This is a genomic window from Streptomyces sp. NPDC016309 (genome assembly GCF_043077235.1).
Lineage (GTDB): Bacteria > Actinomycetota > Actinomycetes > Streptomycetales > Streptomycetaceae > Streptomyces.
Genome location: NZ_JBIBSG010000005.1, coordinates 213947 through 234372, shown reverse-complemented (window position 1 = coordinate 234372; position 20426 = coordinate 213947). Strand labels below are relative to the sequence as shown.

General features: G+C 72.2%; 37 protein-coding genes. 35 read left to right on the top strand and 2 right to left on the bottom strand.

What is annotated here, in order from left to right; genetic code table 11:
• The first annotated feature begins 31 nt into the window (after positions 1–31).
• From ACF068_RS14695 to ACF068_RS14640, 12 genes are all read left to right on the top strand, one after another.
• A complete protein-coding gene (locus ACF068_RS14695) occupies positions 32–634 on the top strand; it encodes an SAM-dependent methyltransferase (protein ID WP_392274870.1) in 603 nt (200 codons plus the stop codon).
• Positions 631–897 (top strand): hypothetical protein, encoded by a 267-nt coding sequence (locus ACF068_RS14690; protein ID WP_392274595.1) that lies wholly within the window; start codon positions 631–633, stop codon positions 895–897. Before ACF068_RS14695 ends, ACF068_RS14690 begins: the two co-directional genes overlap by 4 nt.
• Positions 897–1277 carry a hypothetical protein gene (locus ACF068_RS14685; protein ID WP_392274594.1) on the top strand — a complete coding sequence of 127 codons (381 nt, stop codon included), beginning with the start codon at positions 897–899 and terminating at the stop codon, positions 1275–1277. The genes ACF068_RS14690 and ACF068_RS14685 overlap by 1 nt, the downstream gene beginning before the upstream one ends.
• Positions 1277–1597 (top strand): hypothetical protein, encoded by a 321-nt coding sequence (locus ACF068_RS14680; RefSeq protein ID WP_392274593.1) that lies wholly within the window; start codon positions 1277–1279, stop codon positions 1595–1597. The genes ACF068_RS14685 and ACF068_RS14680 overlap by 1 nt, the downstream gene beginning before the upstream one ends.
• Before the next feature lie 11 nt (positions 1598–1608).
• Positions 1609–3366: an AAA family ATPase gene (locus ACF068_RS14675; RefSeq protein ID WP_392274592.1), complete on the top strand. Its 1758-nt coding sequence runs from the start codon at positions 1609–1611 to the stop codon at positions 3364–3366.
• A gap of 49 nt (positions 3367–3415) precedes the next feature.
• Positions 3416–3568, top strand: a complete 153-nt coding sequence (locus ACF068_RS14670) for a hypothetical protein (RefSeq protein ID WP_392274591.1) — start codon at positions 3416–3418, stop codon at positions 3566–3568.
• Positions 3565–3834 carry a hypothetical protein gene (locus tag ACF068_RS14665; RefSeq protein ID WP_392274590.1) on the top strand — a complete coding sequence of 90 codons (270 nt, stop codon included), beginning with the start codon at positions 3565–3567 and terminating at the stop codon, positions 3832–3834. Before ACF068_RS14670 ends, ACF068_RS14665 begins: the two co-directional genes overlap by 4 nt.
• Positions 3831–4133, top strand: coding sequence for a hypothetical protein (locus ACF068_RS14660; RefSeq protein ID WP_392274589.1), 303 nt, complete (start codon positions 3831–3833; stop codon positions 4131–4133). Before ACF068_RS14665 ends, ACF068_RS14660 begins: the two co-directional genes overlap by 4 nt.
• Positions 4130–4417 (top strand): hypothetical protein, encoded by a 288-nt coding sequence (locus ACF068_RS14655; protein ID WP_392274588.1) that lies wholly within the window; start codon positions 4130–4132, stop codon positions 4415–4417. The genes ACF068_RS14660 and ACF068_RS14655 overlap by 4 nt, the downstream gene beginning before the upstream one ends.
• The gene (locus ACF068_RS14650) at positions 4414–4836 is read left to right on the top strand and encodes a hypothetical protein (protein WP_392274587.1); all 423 of its coding nucleotides are present in this window, start codon (positions 4414–4416) and stop codon (positions 4834–4836) included. The genes ACF068_RS14655 and ACF068_RS14650 overlap by 4 nt, the downstream gene beginning before the upstream one ends.
• 103 nt (positions 4837–4939) lie before the next feature.
• Entirely contained in the window at positions 4940–5371 is a 432-nt protein-coding gene (locus ACF068_RS14645; RefSeq protein ID WP_392274586.1) for a hypothetical protein, read from the top strand.
• A gap of 90 nt (positions 5372–5461) precedes the next feature.
• Positions 5462–6148, top strand: coding sequence for a hypothetical protein (locus ACF068_RS14640; RefSeq protein WP_392274585.1), 687 nt, complete (start codon positions 5462–5464; stop codon positions 6146–6148).
• Here ACF068_RS14640 and ACF068_RS14635 read toward each other — a convergent pair.
• Positions 6135–6368, bottom strand: a complete 234-nt coding sequence (locus ACF068_RS14635; protein WP_392274584.1) for a hypothetical protein — start codon at positions 6366–6368, stop codon at positions 6135–6137. The two genes, ACF068_RS14640 and ACF068_RS14635, sit on opposite strands and share 14 nt — an antisense overlap.
• Positions 6369–6467: 99 nt before the next feature.
• On the bottom strand, positions 6468–6722 hold the full coding sequence (locus ACF068_RS14630) for a hypothetical protein (RefSeq protein ID WP_392274583.1): 255 nt from the start codon (positions 6720–6722) through the stop codon (positions 6468–6470).
• A gap of 144 nt (positions 6723–6866) precedes the next feature.
• On the opposite strand from ACF068_RS14630, the gene ACF068_RS14625 reads away from it, so the two are divergent.
• The 23 genes from ACF068_RS14625 to ACF068_RS14515 all read left to right on the top strand — a co-directional run bounded on the left by ACF068_RS14625 (position 6867) and on the right by ACF068_RS14515 (position 20398).
• Entirely contained in the window at positions 6867–7193 is a 327-nt protein-coding gene (locus ACF068_RS14625; RefSeq protein ID WP_392274582.1) for a hypothetical protein, read from the top strand.
• Positions 7193–7348: a hypothetical protein gene (locus tag ACF068_RS14620; RefSeq protein WP_392274581.1), complete on the top strand. Its 156-nt coding sequence runs from the start codon at positions 7193–7195 to the stop codon at positions 7346–7348. Before ACF068_RS14625 ends, ACF068_RS14620 begins: the two co-directional genes overlap by 1 nt.
• 3 nt (positions 7349–7351) lie before the next feature.
• Complete coding sequence (locus ACF068_RS14615) at positions 7352–7507, top strand: hypothetical protein (protein ID WP_392274580.1); 156 nt, start codon at positions 7352–7354, stop codon at positions 7505–7507.
• A gap of 75 nt (positions 7508–7582) precedes the next feature.
• Complete coding sequence (locus ACF068_RS14610) at positions 7583–8416, top strand: protein transporter Sec31 (RefSeq protein ID WP_392274579.1); 834 nt, start codon at positions 7583–7585, stop codon at positions 8414–8416.
• On the top strand, positions 8416–8586 hold the full coding sequence (locus tag ACF068_RS14605) for a hypothetical protein (protein WP_392274578.1): 171 nt from the start codon (positions 8416–8418) through the stop codon (positions 8584–8586). Before ACF068_RS14610 ends, ACF068_RS14605 begins: the two co-directional genes overlap by 1 nt.
• Positions 8587–8596: 10 nt before the next feature.
• The gene (locus ACF068_RS14600) at positions 8597–9103 is read left to right on the top strand and encodes a hypothetical protein (RefSeq protein WP_392274577.1); all 507 of its coding nucleotides are present in this window, start codon (positions 8597–8599) and stop codon (positions 9101–9103) included.
• The gene (locus tag ACF068_RS14595) at positions 9100–9690 is read left to right on the top strand and encodes a hypothetical protein (RefSeq protein ID WP_392274576.1); all 591 of its coding nucleotides are present in this window, start codon (positions 9100–9102) and stop codon (positions 9688–9690) included. Before ACF068_RS14600 ends, ACF068_RS14595 begins: the two co-directional genes overlap by 4 nt.
• 108 nt (positions 9691–9798) lie before the next feature.
• Positions 9799–9936, top strand: a complete 138-nt coding sequence (locus ACF068_RS14590) for a hypothetical protein (protein ID WP_392274575.1) — start codon at positions 9799–9801, stop codon at positions 9934–9936.
• A gap of 265 nt (positions 9937–10201) precedes the next feature.
• On the top strand, positions 10202–10771 hold the full coding sequence (locus ACF068_RS14585; protein ID WP_392274574.1) for a DUF4352 domain-containing protein: 570 nt from the start codon (positions 10202–10204) through the stop codon (positions 10769–10771).
• Positions 10772–10897: 126 nt separating this feature from the next.
• Positions 10898–11413, top strand: coding sequence for a helix-turn-helix domain-containing protein (locus tag ACF068_RS14580; protein ID WP_392274573.1), 516 nt, complete (start codon positions 10898–10900; stop codon positions 11411–11413).
• A complete protein-coding gene (locus ACF068_RS14575) occupies positions 11403–12689 on the top strand; it encodes a PBSX family phage terminase large subunit (protein WP_392274572.1) in 1287 nt (428 codons plus the stop codon). Before ACF068_RS14580 ends, ACF068_RS14575 begins: the two co-directional genes overlap by 11 nt.
• Entirely contained in the window at positions 12689–12886 is a 198-nt protein-coding gene (locus ACF068_RS14570; protein ID WP_392274571.1) for a hypothetical protein, read from the top strand. Before ACF068_RS14575 ends, ACF068_RS14570 begins: the two co-directional genes overlap by 1 nt.
• Positions 12873–14399, top strand: coding sequence for a phage capsid protein (locus tag ACF068_RS14565; RefSeq protein ID WP_392274570.1), 1527 nt, complete (start codon positions 12873–12875; stop codon positions 14397–14399). Before ACF068_RS14570 ends, ACF068_RS14565 begins: the two co-directional genes overlap by 14 nt.
• Positions 14399–15547, top strand: coding sequence for a phage minor capsid protein (locus tag ACF068_RS14560; RefSeq protein ID WP_392274569.1), 1149 nt, complete (start codon positions 14399–14401; stop codon positions 15545–15547). Before ACF068_RS14565 ends, ACF068_RS14560 begins: the two co-directional genes overlap by 1 nt.
• Before the next feature lie 33 nt (positions 15548–15580).
• Positions 15581–16273 (top strand): hypothetical protein, encoded by a 693-nt coding sequence (locus ACF068_RS14555; RefSeq protein ID WP_392274568.1) that lies wholly within the window; start codon positions 15581–15583, stop codon positions 16271–16273.
• A gap of 59 nt (positions 16274–16332) precedes the next feature.
• Positions 16333–17115, top strand: a complete 783-nt coding sequence (locus tag ACF068_RS14550; RefSeq protein WP_392274567.1) for a hypothetical protein — start codon at positions 16333–16335, stop codon at positions 17113–17115.
• Between the two features lie 16 nt (positions 17116–17131).
• Complete coding sequence (locus ACF068_RS14545) at positions 17132–18136, top strand: major capsid protein (protein ID WP_392274566.1); 1005 nt, start codon at positions 17132–17134, stop codon at positions 18134–18136.
• Between the two features lie 14 nt (positions 18137–18150).
• Positions 18151–18675, top strand: a complete 525-nt coding sequence (locus tag ACF068_RS14540; protein ID WP_392274565.1) for a hypothetical protein — start codon at positions 18151–18153, stop codon at positions 18673–18675.
• Positions 18675–18908, top strand: coding sequence for a hypothetical protein (locus tag ACF068_RS14535; protein WP_392274564.1), 234 nt, complete (start codon positions 18675–18677; stop codon positions 18906–18908). The genes ACF068_RS14540 and ACF068_RS14535 overlap by 1 nt, the downstream gene beginning before the upstream one ends.
• 3 nt (positions 18909–18911) lie before the next feature.
• On the top strand, positions 18912–19319 hold the full coding sequence (locus ACF068_RS14530) for a hypothetical protein (protein WP_392274563.1): 408 nt from the start codon (positions 18912–18914) through the stop codon (positions 19317–19319).
• 2 nt (positions 19320–19321) lie between these two features.
• Positions 19322–19633, top strand: coding sequence for a hypothetical protein (locus ACF068_RS14525; RefSeq protein ID WP_392274869.1), 312 nt, complete (start codon positions 19322–19324; stop codon positions 19631–19633).
• Entirely contained in the window at positions 19630–19983 is a 354-nt protein-coding gene (locus ACF068_RS14520; RefSeq protein ID WP_392274562.1) for a minor capsid protein, read from the top strand. The genes ACF068_RS14525 and ACF068_RS14520 overlap by 4 nt, the downstream gene beginning before the upstream one ends.
• Positions 19976–20398, top strand: coding sequence for a minor capsid protein (locus ACF068_RS14515; protein WP_392274561.1), 423 nt, complete (start codon positions 19976–19978; stop codon positions 20396–20398). The genes ACF068_RS14520 and ACF068_RS14515 overlap by 8 nt, the downstream gene beginning before the upstream one ends.
• The last annotated feature ends 28 nt before the right edge of the window (positions 20399–20426 follow it).

The window sequence follows — 20426 nt, the reverse complement described above, 5'->3', positions numbered from 1 at the left end:
CGACGCGTTCTGCTGCCAGGGCGGCGCGTCCATGGGCTACCACCTCGCCGGGTTCGACGTGACCGGCGTGGACCTGTCCCCCCAGCCGCGCTACCCGTTCCCCTTCATCCAGGGCGACGCCCTCGCGTACATCCTGGCCCACGGCGACGAGTACGACATGATCGCCACCTCCCCGCCGTGCCAGGGCTACACCGACGCCCAGGTCTTGCAGGGCCGGGAGCACCCCATGTTGATCGCGCCGACCCGGGACGCTCTCAACGCCACCGGCCGGCCGTGGGTCATCGAGAACGTGCCCGGCGCCCGCCCGCACCTCCTCGACCCGGTCGTCTTGTGCGGCCTCATGTTCGGGCTGAACACCTACCGGGACCGGTACTTCGAGACCGGCGGCGGCCTGGCCCTGGAGCAGCCGCACCACCCGCGGCATGACCGGCCCATCACGAAGATGGGGCGCCCCCGCCGCGAGGGAGAGATGGCGCACTACGTCGGGAACTTCTCCGGCGTCCAGGCCGCCCGGGATGACCTCGGCGTTCCGTGGATGAACCGGGACGGGATCCGCGAGTGCATCCCGCCCGCGTACACGCGGTGGATCGGCGAGCAGGCCGCCCTACAGCTCGCCCCGGCGGTGGCCCGGTGACCGCCCGCATCATCGGCGCCCTGTTCGTCGACCTCGGCGAGGGCCGCGAGATCAAACACGGCGACCGCGCCGGACACATCCGCTGGCGCCGCCTGCCCAGCGCCCGGTTCGAGTGCCTCCTCTGCGGCACCGCCGAGTTCCCCACCGTCCGCCCCAAGGAGCCCGTGCCGGCGGCCGTCCGCCGGTTCATCGCCTCCATCCGCGAAGACCACCGGGCCCAGTGCCCGGCCACCACCACCCACACCGAAAGGCAGGCCGCCTGATGCCCCGACTCCCCAAGGACCAGGTCCCCGAGATCAAGCTCGACGGATTCGGCGGAGCGATCGAGGAGAGCCTCACCCGCGACCAGCGCCGCGAACTGTTCGAGAACCCCGACAGCACCGTCATGGCGATCGTCGAACTGACCGCCAAGCAGTACACCGGGTCCGCGACCAGCGAGGACAAGGCCCCGTCCGTCAAGGTCCGCGTCACGTTCGCCGAGGCCGCCCGCGGCGCCGACATGGAGAACGTCCTCCGCGACGTCCAGCGCCGCATGTACCAGGCCCGCACCGCCGACGGCACCCTCGACGAAACCGACCCGCGTGACCCCGAGTACGCGCTCCGCGCCGGTGCCGGCGTGTACCTCGGCGAGGACGAGGACTGATGGCCGGGCGCGCGGCACGGCGAGGCGGCGACGACTCCCGTTGCCCCGCCTGCCGCGCGCCCATCCTCCGCCAGCTCGTCGGCACCGTCGCCGCCCTCACCGTCACGGCCGAACTCCGGCCCCTTACCCCCGACGAGCAGGCGGCCGCCCGCACCCCCAACCGGCTCATCTGGTGCCTCTACCGCGCCGGCCCCCACACCCCGCCCCGCCTCCGCTGGACCGGGCCCTCCCACCCCGCCCAGTGCCCACACCCCCACGTCACCGACCACCACTGCCCCGGCCCCACACCGGCAGAGCCCGACCCCTTGACCCTGTTCTGAGGAGCCCGCCCGTGGAGAACGTCCGCCCCTTCCCGCACCAGGCGGATCACGACGGTCTCACCCGACGCGCACCCCACGACGCCGAGGCCGAGAACCTCGTGGGCGGCGTCATCATGCACGACGCCTCCGCCTACCTGGAGTGCGCCAAGGTCATCAACCGGGACGACATCTACCAGCCCGCCATCCGCCTCATCTGGGACACCGTCGGCGGGATGATCGCCGAAGGGAAAGCACTCCACCCCGTCACCGTCCGCGCCGAGATCGAGAAAGCCGGACGGCTCCGCGAAGTCGACGGCGGCAACCTCATCACCCACCTCGGGGCCGACTACATCCCCGGCAGCATGGCCCCGCACTTCGCCGACCAGATCGCCAAGAAAGCCCGGCTGCGCCGACACTTCGAGCACGCCACCGCCAAGCAAGCCGCGATCCTCACCGGCGCCGCCGACCCCGAGGTCCTCGACGAGCTCGACGACAAGCACCGCGAGTACGAGACCAGCCGCACCAGCGCCACCGGCCCCACTCACCTCACCGGAGCCCTCCTCGACTGGGGCCCGTTCTTCGCCACCGACTTCGGCGCCGTCGAGCTGATGCCCGGCCGGCTCCTCGCCCCCGGCCAGCAAATCGCCATCGTCGGCGACGGGAAGGCCGGCAAGTCCCTGTTCACCCAGGAGTGGCTGTGGCGCATGGCGTCCGGCCAGCCGTTCCTCGGCGACCGCGCCCAGAACCCGATCCCGCTGCTGTACGTCGACGCCGAGAACGGACACCAGGACATCCAGGACCGGTTCACCAGCTACGGCGCCGGGCCCGGCCGCATGGGACTGCTCTCGTACGCCTCGTTCCCGCCCATCCGGCCCCTCGACACCGCCGGCGGCGGCCAAGACCTCCTCGCCCTGGTCCGCGAGTGCGAGGCCCGCCTCGTCTGCCTCGACACCGTCAGCCGGTTCATCAGCGGCCCGGAGAACGACTCCGACACGTGGCTGAACCTCTACCGGCACACCCTCCTGCCACTCAAGCGCGCCGGCATCAGCAGCGTCCGACTCGACCACACCGGCAAGGACGCCGACCGCGGCGCCCGCGGCTCCTCCGCCAAGACCCAAGACGTCGACCACGTATGGGAACTCCGCGCCCAAGGCGGCGGGGACCTCCTCCTCCGCCGCACCTACACCCGCACCGGCATCGGCCCCGACACCTTCCACATCGTCCGCCAGGCCCGCAAGGACGGCGACCGCTACCTCCCCGGCCAGACCCGCCACGTCATCGCCACCTACGACACCGCGGAGCAGGCCCCGCCCGGCTCCGACCAGGACATCATCAGCCGCCTCGACGCCGCCGGCGTCCCCCTCGACGCGGGCAACCGCATCGTCCGCGCCAAGCTCACCGAACTCCAGATCCCGGCCGGCTCCGACAAGGTCTCCCGCATCGTCAAAGCCCGCCAGGCGAGGGCCGCGAAGCGTTCCCCGGAACGTTCCCCCGACCCCGTCCAGGAGACGTTCCCCGGGAACGTTCCCCGGAACGGGTCAAGGGACGGTAAAACCGCAGGTCAAACGTTCCCCGGTAACACGGAGGGAACGCCCGGAACGCCCCCCGTTCCCCCGTCACCCCCCTCTAGGAGGGGGGACGGGGAGGGAACGGCGCCCACAGGAACAGAAACAACCCCCCTCTGCACCGTCTGCGAAACCCCCCTCAACACCGACTGGGCCAACCGCGGATACGACACCCACCTCGGCTGCGACCCCACCACCGGCAGCCACCCCACCGACGCCGCCTGACCGCCCGCCACATCCGGATACCGCCCGCCACGCGCACAAGGAGCAGCACATGCCCGAGCAGACCACCGCCGTCGGCAACTGCCCATGCGGGTCCTGCCGAACGCCCTGCTTCGCACAGCCGGCCACCTGCCCGACGCACGGGCCCAAGTGTGAGCCGGACGACCACATCGAGCCGCCCACGGTCCACGGGGAGGCGTCGTGACCGCCGTCCTGCTGCTCGCCGCGCTGGCCGTCGGGTACACCGTCGGCCGGCTCCGCCCCTGGGACCGCCTCGACACATGGGTCTGGCGCCGCATGACGTTCATGGGCGAGTGGACCAAGTCCCGGCCGCAGCAACTGCTCACGGTCGCCGTGCACGTCCTCGTCCGGCCGCGCCTGTCCTGGAATATCTGGCGGCACCGGCACGATCCGCTGCCGCCCAAGTCCCCGCCCGTTCGGATCCGCCGCGCTCCCGAGGACGAGTCGTGACCGCCGCCCGGTGGGCGACCGCCGCGCCCCCGCTGCTCATGCTCGCCGCCGCGGTCGTCCTCATGGCGCTCCTCGCCTCCGAGGCGCGCCGCGACCGCCGCCGTGCCGCCAGGGCCGCCGAGCGCCGCGCCAGGCCCCACAGCGCCCACGTAGCCACCCGCCAGCAGGACGACGAGGAGTTGGCCGTCCGAGACCTCCGGGCCGCCCTGGACGCCCCGTGCTGCCCGTTCTGGCACGCCTCGCAGGGCATCGTCCACGGGCCCACCCGCTGCCACGCCGACAGGAGTCACCGGCCATGACCAGCCGCGCCGTTCAACGCCGCAAGGCCGCGTACCTGGCCGTCGGTGACGCCGTCACCACGGCCGGCCTGTGGATCCCGCCCGAGACCCGCGACGCCATCGCCCGCGCCGTCCTCGCCGCCATCGCACCCCACACCGAGCACTGCGTGCACGACGTCGCTGTACACCGCGCCCACCACGACCGGCCCGCGCCCGGCTGCCCCTGGTGCGCCCGCACCCCGCCCGGCGCCCGCCCGGACGCCCTGGCCGACACCACCACCGTCCCGACGGGAGACCTCCTGTGACCCGCCAGCCGATCCTCACCCTGTCCACGCGGTGCGCCGCTTGCCCCCACCCCTACAACTGGCACCGCCCCGGCAGCGGGTGCCAGGCGGGTGACGAGGAGAAGCACTGCGGCTGCATCGGGTTCGCCTCCCCCGCGCCGGCCGCGCCCCGGCACACCGCCGACACCATCACCGACGATGCCCTCGACGCCCTGTACCGCCGCATCGAGACGCTCGAACACGTCGCGGCGGGCAACAAGCGGCACGTCCAGCGCCTCATCCCGGAGTTGCAGCGCGCCGAGGCCGCCCTCGACCGCGTGCGTGCCGCCCTCGACGAGTTCTGCCACGAGCCCCACCCCGACCACGACCACGTCTGCCCCGACGACGTCCGCCGCCACGTCCTCGCCGCCCTCGACGAGCCCAAGGAGCCCCGACCGTGACCGGCTACACCCTCGCCGCAGTGATCGCCCTCTGCGTCACCGCGCTCCTCCTCGCCCTCATCTGGGCCGCCGTCCGCATCAACCAGACCAAGGGGAAATGACCATGTCGTACCTGCCGCGCCGCTTTTACCTCCAGCGTCACACCGACGTCACGGGCGTCTCCGGTACCGGACGCGTAGCCGATGGTGTCCTGTGGCCCGACGGCAGCGCCGATGTCCGCTGGCGCGGCGAACGCCCCAGCGCCGTGCACTGGGACCGCTTCGCCGACGCGGAGGCCGTACACGGCCACGGAGGCGCCACCCAGATCGTGTGGCTCGACAACGTGTCAACCGAGATCGAGGCCGACCTCCCATGCCTGCACTGCATCGACGGACACGGCAGCCCGTCACGCTGCGCTTGGGGTGTCCGCGTCGGTGACGAGCGAGACAGCGACGGCCAGCCCGTGTACCTGATCGTGCAGCCGACGGCCGGGCAGCACGTCGCGCCCGAGGACGCGGCTTGGCTGCACCGGTTGATCCAAACCGATCTGGCCTGAGCACGACGAAGGGGCGCGCCCAGACCTCCCCAGGACCATGGCGCGCCCCACCCGGTGCGATCACCGTACCGCCCCACCACCGGAGCCACGATGACCACCACACGCGCCGCCCTCCACCTCCTCACCCTCCGCTGGCACGACCTCACCGACACCCTCGGCGCCCCCACCGCCCGCGCCTGGTACGGCACCGGAATCCGCCACCACCTCGCCACCGACGAGCAGCCCGAGCCCGCCCTGTCGCTGCGGGCACTGGAGCGCGACCCGGCCCAGATCGGCGAACGCCCCATCCCCATCCGCCTCGACGTGTACGAGACCATGCGCGCCATCACCACCGACATGCGCGACACCGCCGACGTCATCGCCTCCCGGATCCAGGTCGCCCCCATGGTCGCCGAGCCCCACGGCATCACCCTCCCGCCGGCCAAGGCCGCCCGCCGGCGCGCGGCCGCCGCCCGGGACGCCGCCGACCCCCGCCGCTGGCCCATCGGCGCCGCCCTCCCCCTGGAGACCGCCGTCGACTGGCTCGTCGCGCGGGTGGAGGGCGCGCCAGGGCCGTTCCGGCTCCTCAACACCGCCGACCACGACACCATCCGGGCCAGCGTGCGCACCGCCCTGTGGCGCGCCGAGCAGGCCCTCGACCGCGGCGCGCACGCGGAACTCACCCTCGCCCTGCCGTGCCCGCGCTGCGGCGGGCAGGTCACCATGCGCGGCGGAGCAGCAGCGTGCGGCGGGTGCCGCTCCCGCTGGACCGTCGGCGGGGAGCTCACCGCCGCGTAGGTCCGGCCGGCGGCTCGGGCCACAGCCACGGGCCGCCGCCCCGCCACTCGATCAGCGGTGACTCGGCCGCCTCGTCCTCGTCCAGGTCGAGCCCGGCGCGGCGGAGGAACTCGACGACATCCCGGAGCGAGTGGGCCAGGCCGAGGATCTCCCCGTCGGCGCGCACCCGCCGGCCGCCCGTCGGCGACGGCGGGTAGACGATCACGGGCGGTCCGGCCATGGGCCCATCGTCGATCCGGACCAATCCGGACGCATCCGGACGGGGTCCGGACAGCAGCGTGCCCCCACCCACACGGGCGGGGGCACGGGCGTGCGCGGGCTACTCGGCGGGCGGGCCGTGCAGGTCCGTGCGCGCCCCGGGGCGCAGCTCCCGCCCCTCGTAGTAGGCGCGCGCCTCGCTCAGGTCCCAGACCTCGCGGGTACTGCCGGGCTGCCGCCGCGACGGGGGGAACTGGGGGTCGGTCGTCCGGAGCTTGTGCAGCCACTGCCGGGTGACGCCCAGCTCAGAGGCTAGCTGCGACAGGTTCACCAGCCTGCTCCCTTCCGTCTGGCCCGACTCTTCCTTGTCCGGCATGGGTCCCATCCTGCCTAACCTTGTTGACACTGTAAAGCAGGTTCCCTACGGTGGAGCCTGCAACGCAAAGTGGCCCCGGCCGGCGCTCGCAACGCCACATGGCCGGGGCCAGCCACCACCCTGCTGCTACCAGGAGTGATGACCATGGCAGAGCGTACCTACCTCACCCAGGCGGATGAAGCCCTCCGCCGCGCACAGGCCAACGCCAGCGAGCTGCCCCGGCTCCTCACCGGCATCGCCACCTACCTCACCCAGCACCACGCCTGGACCGACGTCGACGAGCAGACCCTCACCTGGCTCGCCAGCCACCACGCCTGGCAGCACGTCGACATCGCCACCGAGGGGATCAGCGACCAGCCCCGCGTGAACGCCCTCCGCGGCGCCCTCCTTCTCTCCATGCCCGCCCCCCGCCGGGGCGAGACCCGTGGCGAGTACGCCATCCGCCTCCGTGCCGTCGCCCGGAGCCTGTGATGGCGCCCGAGCACGACGCCCCCGAGGCGACCCAGCACACCGTCACCACGCCGCAGCCGTCGCGCCTGTTCGAGGAGCCCGCGACCGTCGCCGCCTGCCGCGCCGACTACGACGACGCCGAAGACGTCCGCGACCGCCTCGACCAGCAGGGCTGACCCATGGACGAAGAGCAGCCGGAGCAGCTCCGCGGCGGGTTCGTCACCAGCCGGCGCGACGGAGACGCCGTCGAAACCGTGGTCGTAACCGCTGATCGGGTCATCGTCCACCGGATGACCGGCCCCGGCGCCATCACCGACGACGAACTCCTCGACTGACCACCCGACCGGCCGGGCCCCGGACCACCCCCACCGGGGCCCGGCCACCACATCCGCTCCCGGAGGAGCAGCACCGTGCGCTACCGCACCGAGACTCATCACCGCTGGGTCCCCCACACCATCGACGGAATCACCGAACTGGTCCCCGAGGAGTACACCGAGCGGATCCCCATCCCGCCCCGGGACTGGGACCACATCGTTCTGACCACCGTCACCGCCGCCGTGACCGTGATCCTCGGCGCGTGCATCGTCTGGTCCACCGCCTCGATCGGCGACCTCCTCGCCCGCGCCGTGTACGCCCCCATCGCGTACACCGCCGCCGTGACGTGCAGCCTCGCCTGGGTCACGTGCATGGCACTGGAGTGGCTCGCCCGCTACGAGCCGGACCGCGCCCGCGGCCCCCGCCGTGCCGGGCACGTCGCCCTCGCCCTCGACATGGCCGCCGTGTGCGTCCACGGGCAGATGGCCGACTCCCTCCGTGTCGGGATCGCCGGCGCCGTCATCTCCGGTATCGCCAAGGGCCTGTGGAGCCTCGTCCTCGCCTTCACCGCCCGGCCACTCGACCCGCGCACCCGCGCGTGGCTCGTCCAGCGGCAAAGCGGCATCGGGGCGCGCCTCGCGCTCGCCGCCCAGCTCCGACACCTGGAGCGCATGGAGATCCGGGCCGGGGTCCGGACCGCCCCGGACACCGGTCCGGACCGGTCCACGGACGACCCGGACCGCCCGGACGACGAGCAGCCGTCCCCGATCGCCAAGCCCATGACCGTCAAGGACGCAGTCCGGACCGCCCTGGACTCTGGCACCACGGATCCGGACGCCGTCCTCCGCTACGTCCGGACCCGGGCCGACGCCAACGCCAAGCCAGCGACCGTCGACCGGTACATCCGTCTCGCGAAGCTGGCCGGCTGATGGCCGCCCTCGCCGTCATCGCCTTCGGTGTGGTCGCCATGCTCGCCGGCCTCGCCCTCGTCGCCCTGGCGCCGCCCACCGCGCGCCACGCGTACGTGCTGCCCACTGTGCGCACCGTCGCGTTCATCACCGCTGCCACGGCCGCCGTCGTCGGCCTCTTCCACCTGTAGGGACCTCTTCATGCCGTACATGGCCATCAACCTCGGCGGCGTCGCCATCGGCGTCGGCATCGTGGTCGTCTTCCTGATCCGCTGGCACCTCCGCGAGAAGCGCCGGTTCGGCGCCCTCGTACCGTTCGTGCTCTCCATGCTCTACGGGATGCTGCTCGCCCTGGCCGCGCTCGGCGCCTGGTCGCTCCTCGGCGTCACAACCTGGGTCGCCCTCTGGGCAGGCAACCTGGCCGGCTACGTGGGGCTGGTGTGGGGAGTCGGCGGCACCGCGCCCGACGTCACCCGCGCCCAGCAACTCGCCCTGACGCCCGGCGGGTACGTGATCGTCTTCCTGATCACCCTCGCGCTGGCGGCCTTCCTCTACTGGGGCCCCCGCACGTCATCCACCAAGATCCTGTTCGGGTGCCTGGCCGGGATCCTCATGGCCCTGTCCGGCAGCGTCGCCGGTGTCGCGGCCATCCCGCTCGGCAGCGGGGTGAACCTCGCTGGCAGCGCGTTCACCGAGGTGTTCGGATGACCCAGACCGACCAGACCGCCGAGCCGGAGCCGCCCGGGGGACTGAGCGAGCGGACCGCCCGCCTCATCCTGGCTGCCGTCGCGCTGCTGGCTGTGTGGGGGATCGTGACCGCCTTCCCCTGGGTCGCGTACGTCGTTCTCGGCGCACTCGGCACGGTCGGCACCCAGCGGGCCCGCGCGTGGCGCGGCCGTCGCCGCCAGGGCCCGCCCGAGAACGAGCCGACAGAGCCCGTGGACATCACCGATCACCTGCGGGCCCTCTCCGACGGCGGAACGTCCGGCGTGCTCCTCACCCAGATCCAGAAAGCCGCCGACCTCCCCGACACCCGGAACGTCCGCAACCTCCTGCACGCGGCCGACATCCGCGTCCGCGAGGGTGTCCGTACGCCCGCGGGCAACGGGCCCGGCGTCCACAAGGACGACATCCCGGCCCCTCCCCCCTCCGCCACCGACGCGGACGCCGATGGTTGTTGTTGCAGGTCAGGAGCCAACACCAACGCCAACAACGACGCCGCACCACCTCCCGGGGAGAGGTTGCGTGTAGAGGCCATCGGCCATGCGGGCACCGTCGTGCATGACCCCGCCTAGGCGCACCGGCACGAGACCATTCGCGCCCATTAGCACCCCGGGGCGGCCGCCGCCTGGCAGCTACCGGCCGCCCCGGTCCCATCCCGATCACGAGACGAGGACGCCATCATGGCACCCCTGAAGCAGCCCAAGCCCGCCGCCGACGACCCCCGCCTGAAGGGCCACGAGACCACCTACTCGGCCTCGCGCGGCGGGCACTACCCGAGCACGCCCAAGCCCGTCCCGGGCGCCCCGAAGCAACGCTGACGCTCCCCCGAGACCGGCCCCGCCGCGCGTCCCCCCGACGCGGCGGGGCCCCCGCATGTCCGACCCCCGCCGTACCGTGGAAACCGTCCCTACCCGCGCTGCTGGCTGCTGCGCGGCTGCTCGAACCCGCCCCGCCGGAACAGCGCCCGACGGGGCGGGACACTGTCCGGCCACAGATCACCCGAACCCCGCACGCCCGCACGCGCCCTGGCGGTACGGTCACCCTCCCCCACACCACAGCCACCACCACCCACGGGGAGACGCCGTGAACCAGCCCTACCCGCCCCCGCAGCAGCCCGGTTGGGGCGCCCCGTACCCGCCCCCACAGCCCCCCAAGAGGAGCCTCAGCGCGGGCGCGATCGTCGCCATCACCCTCGGGTCCGTGGTTGCCGTCCTCGTCGTCCTCGGGCTCCTCGTCGGCGACACCGACACGGACACCGGGCGACGCGACCCAGTAGCGGTACGCCCGCCCGCGCCCGACGGGAAGGCCAGCACCCGGCCGGCCGCGGCGCCGGTGACGGTGACCGCCAAGAAGACCACGTTCACGCCGAGCGTGCTCCACCGCGGCGGCGCCTACACGAGCGTGCTCGTCACGGTCACCAACCGCGGCCAGAAGACGATCGGCATCAACCCGCTCTACTTCACGATCACCGACACGGGCGGCGGCAAGCACGAGTCCGAGCTGGGCGTCGAGGAGCAGCAGATCGGCACGGTGGACCTGGCGCCCGGGGAGAAGGTCACCGGCGCGGTGACCGGGGCGGGCGCGTTCACCCCGGCGTACGTGACGTACACCGACGGGCTGATCGGTGACGGGGTCCGCGGCGACGTGTCCTGACCCTGCACTACAGCCGTAGTTGCGTTCGGTGCGATCATGCCCCATCATGGGCGCAGATCCGGCATGCCCGGACGCAGACACCAAGGCCCCGCCACGTGCGGGGCCTTCGTCATGCCGGAGGTGACCATGGCCGCGCCTCGCCCCGTCACCGACGAGGACCGCGACGAAGTACGCCGCCTGCACGGCGAGGGCCTCGGCCGCAACGAGATCGCCCGCCGCATCAATCGGTCACCCCGCACGGTGTCGCTCATCGCCGAAGACCTCCGCTTGACCTTCGACCGCACCATGACCGCAGTCGCCACTCAGGCCCGCGTCATCGACTCCAAGGCCCGCCGGGCGATCCTGGTCCAGCGCTACCTGGACCAGGCCGAGAAAATCCTCGACCGGCTCGACCGCACCGAGCACAACATGACCGAGGTCAGCCTCGGGAAGGTCGTCCGGTACAAGGCCGCCGATCTTCCCACCCAGGACGTCCGCAACCTCATCCAAGCGTCCTCCGCTGCCTCCAGCCAGGCCGCCAAGCTCGAAGCGCTCGACACCGGTAATGGCGTCGACGAGGCCAAGAGCATGCTCGGCCAGCTCGCCGCCGGCCTCACCGCCGCGTACAACGCCATGAACGAGGGGGACGGTGATGCTTCGTGACGTCCCATTGCCCCTGTCGCGGAAGCAGATCGCTTCGGTAGTCGAGTCGCGTGACGCGCCCCTGGCCCTGTGGTCGGGGGCGGTGTCGTCCGGCAAGACCATCGCCAGTCTCCTCGCGTTCCTGATCGCGCTGACAGTCGCCCCGGACCACGGGCTGATCGTCGTGGTGGGCAGGACCCTCCAGACGGTCGAGCGCAACCTCATCGATCCGTTGCAGTCCCGGCACCTGTTCGGGCCGCTCTCCGCGCACGTCCACCACACCACCGGGTCCACCACCGCGACCATCCTCGGCCGCACGGTGCACCTCGTCGGCGCGAGCGACGCCCGCGCGGAGGGCCGTATCCGAGGCGCCACCATCGCCCTGGCGTACGTGGACGAGGCGACCCTCGTCCCGCACTCGTTCTGGATGATGCTCCTGTCCCGGCTCCGCGTCGGCTCGGCGTCCCGGCTGCTGGCCACGACGAACCCGGACGGCCCGTTCCACTGGCTGCGGAAAGACTTCATCCTCCGCGGCGCCGACGTGGGCCTGGTCAACTGGCACTTCACCCTCGACGACAATCCGTCCCTTGACCCCGGGTTCGTCCGCCGCCTGAAAGCCCAATACACCGGGCTCTGGTACCGGCGGTTCATCCTCGGCGAGTGGTGCCTCGCGTCCGGGGCCGTCTACGACATGTTCGACGAGGACCGCCACGTCGTGGACCTCCTGCCGTACATGCGGCGCTGGACGTGCGTGGGCATCGACTACGGCACCGTCAACCCGTTCTCCGCCGTCCTGATCGGCGAGGGCGAGGACCGGCACCTGTACGCCGTGTCCGAGTACCGGCACGACTCGAAGACGGCGCTCCGCCAGCTCACGGACGCCGAATACAGCCATGGCGTGCGGCAGTGGCTCGCGGGGGTCCGCCGGCCGGGCGAGCAAGGCGCGGCGCGCGGCGTCCGCCCAGAATGGATCTTCGTTGATCCGTCGGCCGCCAGCTTCATGAACCAGCTCTGGACCGAGCGCGTCCCGGGCATCGCGCCGGCCGTGAACGACGTCCTCGACGGCATCCGCTCCGTATCCGTGGCGCTCGGCTCCGGACTGCTACGGATCCACCGCTCCTGCACCGGGCTCCTCGGCGAACTCCCCGGCTACGCGTGGGACGAGAAGGCCGCCGAGCGCGGCGAGGACAAGCCGCTGAAGATGGACGACCACTCGGCGGACGCCTTGCGGTACGCCCTGCACTCCACCGCGCACGAGTGGCGCGGGCTCATCGACTACGAGGAGGTGGCCGCCTGATGGCCGCAACCCTGGGCATCCCCGTCTACCTCCGCGTCGGCAACGGGGCGGAAACCCAGATCGGCGAGGTGGTCGTCTCGGTCGAACGGGACGGCACGGCAACACTCACGCTCACGGACATCGCGTCCGCGCTGCGGGCTACGGCGAACGAGATGGACGCGAGGATGCAGGAGGCCAAGCCCGATGCCTCTGCCTGAGAACAACACGCCCTGGCCGCCGAAGCAGTACGCCGACCAGCTCGCCGACATGGCCATCGAGGACGCCTGGTACAGCGGCGACCGCAAGAAGCTCGCCCGCGTGTACGGCTCCCCGGCCGGCCGGCGCGACGAGAACGGCCGTGCCTGGAGGTTCTGGGAGCGCCCGAAGCCACTCGGCATGCGGGACGGCCGGCTGCACGTTCCCCTCGCCGAGGACATCGCTGCCACGTCGGCCGCGCTGCTGTACTCCGAACCGCCCACGCTGACGTTCGAGAGCGCCGAGACGCAGACGCGGTGGGAAGAGATCGCCGAGGAGGGCGGGCTCCACAACGTGCTCCGGGAGGCCGCCGAGGTCACGTCGGCGCTCGGCGGGTCGGTGCTGCGCGCGACGTGGAACCTCGACCTGGCGTCCCGCCCGCTCATCACCGCCGCGCACGCCGACGGCGCGCTGCCGGACTTCTCGTACGGCATCCTGACCGGCGTCACCCTGTGGCGGGAGGTGCAGAACGACGGGGCGATCGTCGTCCGTCACCTGGAGCGGCACGAGCCGGGGCGGGTTCTGCACGGCCTCTACCAGGGAACCCCCGGCAACCTCGGGAGCCGCATCCCGCTGAGCGAGGCTGCCGAGCTGGAGCCGATCGCCGAGTCGCTCGACACGGACGGCCCCGGCGACATGATCACCACCGGTATCAAGGGGCTGACCGCGGTCTACATCCCGAACATCAGGCCCAACCGGAAGTGGCGCGGCTCGATGCTCGGCCGCTCCGACTGGCAGTCGGACGGCGTGCGTGACCACTTCATGAGCCTGGACCAGACGTACACGTCGTGGATGCGGGACATCCGCCTGGCGAAGTCGCGGATCATCGCCCCGGAGGGGTTTCTGACCAACCTCGGGCCGGGGGAGGGCGCGTTCTTCGACGACGATCGGGAGGTCTGGCACGGCATCAAGGCCCCGCCGACCCTCGGCGAGGGCCTGACGCTGAACCAGTTCGAGATCCGCGTCGAGCAGCACGAGCAGACGTGGAACGCGCTGACCCGGCAGGCCGTTCAGGCGTGCGGGTACTCGGCGCAGTCGTTCGGGCTCGGCGACGCGACGGCCGTCACAGCGACCGAGGTGGTTGCCCGTGAGCGGAAAAGCATGATCACGCGGGACCAGAAAGCCGGGTACCAGAAACCGGCTCTTGCGGATCTTGCCTATGCGGTGCTGGAGCTGGACCGGGCCTTGGGCTTGTCCAGGGTGGAACCGCAGCGCCCGCAGATCGAGTTCGGGGACTCCGTCAGCGAGGACCCGAAGAGTGTCGCCGAGACCATCGAGCTCCTCGCCCGCGCGCAAGCGGTGTCGACGGAGACGAAGGTGCGCCTGCGGTGGCCGGACTGGGACGACACGGCCGTCCGCGAGGAGACCGAACGCATTCTGAAGGAGACCGGTCAGCTTGTCGCCGACCCGGCGATGACCGGCGCTGAGGGGCCCGGGGCGCCCGGGTTCGGGCAGGGCGGTAGGGAGGCGGTCTGATGCCGGTCTCCCCCGCCATGGCCGAGGATCTGGCCCGGGCGGTGACGATGCTGTACGAGGACGCCGAGCTGGCCATCCTCGACCGGCTGCGGGCCGCGCTGGAGCAGGGCATCGACTCTCCCCTCTGGGCCGAGATCAAGTTGCGGTCGATCGGGGACCTCCGCGCCGCAGTCGAGCAGATCACCGACGCCCTCCAGACCGACGTGAACGGCGCCCTTGCGGAGGCGCTCGCGGAGGCGTACGGGCGCGGCCGGCAGGCGGCGGTCGCCGAGCTGGGCGCGCTGGACGTCGGCCGGGAGCTCCAGGCCCGGCGGGTCCTCCCCGGCGCGCCCGCGGTCGACCGGCTCGCGGCGTCGTTCGTCGAGGACACCCGGCCGCTGTACGTACGGATCACTCGCGCGGTGCTGGACGTCTACCGGTCGGTGGTCGCGCGGGCGTCGTCGTCGGTGCTGCTCGGCGGCCTCACCCGCCGCCAGGCATCCCAGCGGGCGCTGGACCAGTTCGCCGCCCGGGGCGTCACCGGGTTCGTCGACTCCGCCAGCCGGTCGTGGGAGCTCGCGGCCTACGCGGAGATGGCCGTTCGCAGCGTCACCGCCCGCGCGGCCGTAGAGGGGCACATCGACGCGCTCGCGGAGATCCGCGTGGGGCTGGTCATCGTGTCGGACGCGCCGCTGGAGTGCCCGCTCTGCCGCCCGTGGGAGGGGGAGGTGCTCACCCTCGGCGCCCAGTCGGGGCCGCACACGATCCGGGCCGAGCACACGATCCAACCGACCGGCCTGGCGGCCGTGTTCCGGCCGCCCGTCACGGTGGCTGTGCACGTCGCCGGCAGCCTCACCGAGGCCCGCGCAGCCGGCCTGTTCCATCCGAACTGCCGCCACTCCCTGGCCGCGTACCTGCCGGGGGTGACGACCCGGCCGCCGCACCACGCCACACCGGGCACGTCGTACGAGGACACGCAGCGTCAGCGTGCGATCGAGCGGCACATCCGCCGCTGGAAGCGGACGGCATCGGTGGCCATGGACGAGCAGGCCCGGCGCCGCGCGAACGCGAAGGTGCGCGCCTGGCAGGCGCGGCAGCGCGAGCACGTTGCCGCGCACCCGCACCTCCGCCGCAAGCCGCAGCGTGAGCAGATCGGCACGGCCCGCTGAACCGACGGGAGGAGCCCCATGGGAAAGGCGTTTGTGAACAAGCTCGCCAAGGAAGGCGCCCGCGACCCCGAGGCCCTCGCGGCGTGGATCGGGCGGAAGAAGCACGGGGCGAAGGCGTTCAAGCAACTCGCCGCAGCAGGACGCGGCAAGGCGGAGGGAACGGGCACGAGCACCGCGGCGAAACCCGGGCGCAAGCCCGATCCGCAGCCAGCCTCCCCCGCGCGTGCCACGGATGAGGGGCCCTCTCAGGAAGCCGGGTCCGGCTTCTCGGAGGCTGAGGAGCGGCAACTCGCTGCGACCACGCAGCAGACGGCCAAGATGGACATGGGCCAGCTCCAAGCCTATGAGGAAGCGTTCCGGCCGGGCAGCAGCACCAGCACTGGTCGCACGCGGGCGGACGATCTGCGACACGAAGCGGTCCGGCGAGAGATCGAGCGTCGACACGAAGCGGTCCGGAAGGGCATGGACGAGGTCCGGAAGCTGAACCAGGGAGCCCGCCAGGGCTCTTTCATGATGGGGACGCGCAACGAGGGCGTTGACGGCATGCGCCTACGTCGCATGAGCGACGAGAAGGTGAACCGGAACCTACAGCTCGTGGTCGCCCTGGCGAAGGCCGCGGAGGCGAACGGCACGCCGATGAGCAGGACCGACAGGAGCCTGCTCTACGACGTAGCGAGCGCCCTACGACGCGAGAACGACCGCCGCAAACTGCCCCCGGTCCGCTGACCGAGTTCCCACCCCGGCCCGCCTGGCGCGGGCCCTTCGTTGCCCCTGGAGGGCGCAGCATGCACAAGCACACCCTTGCCCGTCAGCGTCTCGACGGCGCCGGCTGGGCGCACCCCTACGGTCACGGCCCTTTCTCCCCCATCGTCTACGCCGACGGAGGGGACGGCGGCGGATCCGGATCCGGCAGCGGCGCGGCCGGTGACGGGGCCGGACAGTCCGGAGCGGGCGGCGCTGGCCAGGGCGGACAGCAGTCCGGACAGCCCGGACCGGCGTCCGGATCGGATCCGTGGACCGGGTTCCAGTGGGACGGCAAGGTCGACTCTCTGCCGCCCGACGTCGCCAGGGCCATCCGGGACGCCCGCGCGGAAGCAGGCAAGGAACGCACCACCGCGAAGGCGAACGCCGCCAACGAAGCGCGCGCCGAGCTGCTCACCACGATCAGCAAGGCCCTCGGCGTGGAGGGCGACAAGCCGCCGACCGCGGAGGAGCTCACCCACCAGCTCACCCAGTCGCAGAGCGCCCTGACCGCGGCGCAGGAGCAGGCGGCCTCTGCCGCCATCGAGCTGCACGTCTACAAGACCGCCCACCGACTCGGCGCGGACGCTGATGCGCTGCTCGACTCCCGCTCGTTCTGCGACAAGATCGACAACATTGACGTCTCGAAGCCCGAGGCGTTCACCAGGGAAGTCGAGGCCGCCATCACGGAGGCCCTCGACGCGAACCCGAAGCTCCGCACGGGCCAGGCGCCGCGGCGGGGCGGGGGCGACTTCGCCGGCGGGCCCGGCACCCAGCAGCGCCCCACCTCTCTGCACGCAGCCATCGCCGCCAAGCTCGGCGGCTGACCCCTAGGAGCACCACATGCCCGTCACCCTTGCGGAGGCGAAGCTGAACGCGACGGATGACGTCGACGTCCAGGTCATCGACGAGTTCGCCAAGTCCAGCGACATCCTGAACCGGATGACGTTCGACGACGTCGTCAGCCCGACCGGCGGCGACACCCTCACCTACGGATACCGGCGCCTGATCACGCAGGTGTCCGCGGACTTCCGCGCGATCAACTCCGAGTACACGCCGACCGAGGTCACGACGCAGCGGTACACCGTCGACCTGAAGCCCCTGGGTGGCTCGTTCCAGGTGGACCGCGTCGTGTCCCGGCTCGGGCCGGCCGCGTCGGGTGTCGTCGCGCTGAACATGTCCCAAAAGATCAAGGCTGCCAGGGCGAAGTTCGCCGACGCGGTGATCAACGGGGACACCGCCGTCGACTCGAACGGTTTCGACGGCCTCAGCAAGATTTTGACCGGCACGACCACCGAATACCTGCCGCTGGCCAACGGTGTCTCCACCGGCTACGTCGACTGGACGACCGTCGCCGACAAGGCCGCCGCGCTCGCCGCAATGCGTCACATCGACTCGTGGCTCGCCACCCTCGACGACACCCCGGACGTCATCTACGGCAACCGCAAGACACTCGCCCTGTTCAAGAGCCTCGCCGTGTGGACGGACCAGTACGAGAAGAGTGAGGACGCGTTCGGCCGCCCGATCCTCCGCTACAACGGGATCGACCTCGTCGACCTGAAGACGAAGGCGGGCAGCAACAACGACGTGATCCCGCTCGTGACCCGCGACACCGACGCGGGCGGCGCCGGCGGCAACATCACCAACCTCGGGGACCTGTACGCGGTCCGCTACGGGCTCGATGGTTTCCACGGCGCGTCCGTGAACGGGCCGCTCGTCGAGACGTGGCTCCCCGACTTTGCCCGCGCCGGTGCCGTCAAGACCGGCGAGGTCGAAATGGGGCCCCTGGCCGTCGTCCTGAAGGCGACCAAGGCGGCCGGGGTCTTCCGGAACATCAAGAGCGCCTGAGAGGGGCACTGACCATGGCACGCATCGAGAGCCCCGACCCGACGTACACCGGGCCCGGCCCGGCCGGCGTCCACTTCCAGGACGGCGTAGCCGAGACCGACAACCCCGCCGTCATCTCCTACTGCCAGGGCGCCGGGTACAAGGTCGACGGTCAGACCTACACCGACACCCCGCCGGCCGCCCGCGTCACCGACGTGCCCGACCCGCGGTTCGTCCAGGACGTCACCCCGCCCGCCCCGCTGCGGGACGCGGCGGTCGACCCGCGGCCGGGCGACGTCCCGCCGTCGAACGCCGGCCTGGCCAACCCCCACGGCCCGTACGTGGTGGCGCCCGGGATCGGCGCGCCGCCCGTGATGGCCGACCCGGACGGTGATGGCCTCGTCCCGGTGACCGAGGTCCAGGCGGAGCCGCCCGCGCGGTCGGCGTCCAAGTCGGCGTGGGTGGACTACGCGGTGAGCCAGGGCACGGCGCGTGAGGACGCCGAGGCGGCCACGCGTGACGAGCTCGCCGAGCGCTACACCCGGAAGGACAACGCCTGATGCCGCTGTACGAGCACACCTCGGGTGAGCGTGAGCAGACCGTCCCGGACTCCCGCCGGGACAAGACGCTGGCCGCGTCCGAAGCGTGGACGGTGGTGGAGGAGTCGGCGCCCGCCGACGAGCCGCAGCCGGCCGAGGAGGCGGCGGCCGTCGAGGCGCAGCCGGTCCGGGTCACGAAGCGGACCGCGAAGCCAGCGGCCGCCGAGGAGCCGGCCGCGCCGGCGGAGGGCTGACCGGTGGCCCGCGTCTACGCCACTCCGGAGGAGCTGGCGGCGTTCACCGGCGAGCCCGCCCCGGCGGGCGCTGCCCGGCTCCTGGCGCGGGCCTCCCGGCTGGTGGACCGCCGGATGCGGGCGGCCCTGTACGACGTGGACGCCTCCGGCTACCCGTCCGACCCGGACATCCGCGAGGGCTTCCGGGATGCGACGTGCGTCCAGGTGGAGCGGTGGGTCGACCGGGATGCGGCGGCGGCCGGCGGGGACGATCCGGCGGCGAGCCCGTGGACGTCGGTCAGCGCGGGCGGCCTGTCGTTCTCCCGCCCGGCCGAGTCGGTGCCCGTCCCGGTCCCGGACGACACCGCCCTGACGGCGGAGGCCGTCGAGATCCTGGAGGGTCTCGCGCTGGACGAGGTGGTGTGGACGTGAAGATGCCGGGGTTCCTGCTGCGGCACACGGTGGTGGTGGAGCCGTATCTCGGGTCGTCGGCGTACGGCCCGAGGTACGGCGCGCCGGTGGAGGTGCGGGGGCTGCTGGAGCAACAGACCCGCACGGTACGGGACCAGGACGGCGCCGAGGTGACGTCCACCTCGACGTTCCGGACCCGGCTGGACGGGCCGGCGATCGCGCCCGAGTCCCGCGTCACCCTGCCCGACGAGGACACCACGGTCGTCATCGCCGCGCTCCGCCACGACGGGGCGGGCCTGCCCGTGCCCGATCATCTGGAGGTGCAGCTCAGATGACGCAGTACACGAGGTTCCGGCCCGGCGAGGTGCGGCGGTTCCGCACCAGCCGCGGGCAGCGTCTCGCGGAGGAGGGCCTCCAGCGCGGCCTGGAGCACGTCCTCGGCGTCTCCAACCGGCACGTACCGCTGGAGGAGGGAACCCTCGAACGCTCCGGCCGGATCGACCGAGACGGCCTCAACGGGGCCATCTTGTACGACACCGTGTACGCCCGCCGCCAGCACGAGGAACTGACCTGGAAGCACCTCCCGGGCCGGACGGCGAAGTACCTGGAGAACGCCATGAACAGCGAGCGGGACGTGGTACTCCGGCTCATGGCGGTGCCGCTCAGGAGGTGGCTAAGTGGCTGACCTCCTCGACGGCCTCGCCCGGCACCTGGAGGCCCGCGGGCTCCTCTCGTACGACGAGACCGGCGTCACCGGCGACACGTTCATCGAGACCATGCCGTCCGGACCCGACGCGGCGGTCGTGCTGACGATCTACGGCGGCCCCGAGTCGGACTCCAAGCTGGGCTATGACGAGCCATCTGTTCAGGTCCGGGTGCGCGGCGGGACCGACCCGCGCACCTCCCGGCAGCGCTGCGCGGCGATCCGGGACGAACTCCATGGCCTCGGCCCGGTCACCCTGCCGGACGGCACCGAGCTCCTGTCGTGCATCGCCATTCAGGCCGCGCCCGCGTATCTGGCGGCCGACGAGTCCGGCCGTCACGAGCACGTCTGCAACTTCCGCACGGAGGTCCGCGCCGTGACCACGCACCGCGTGTAACCCCCCCCTCTCCCCCCTGCCCGGCGTC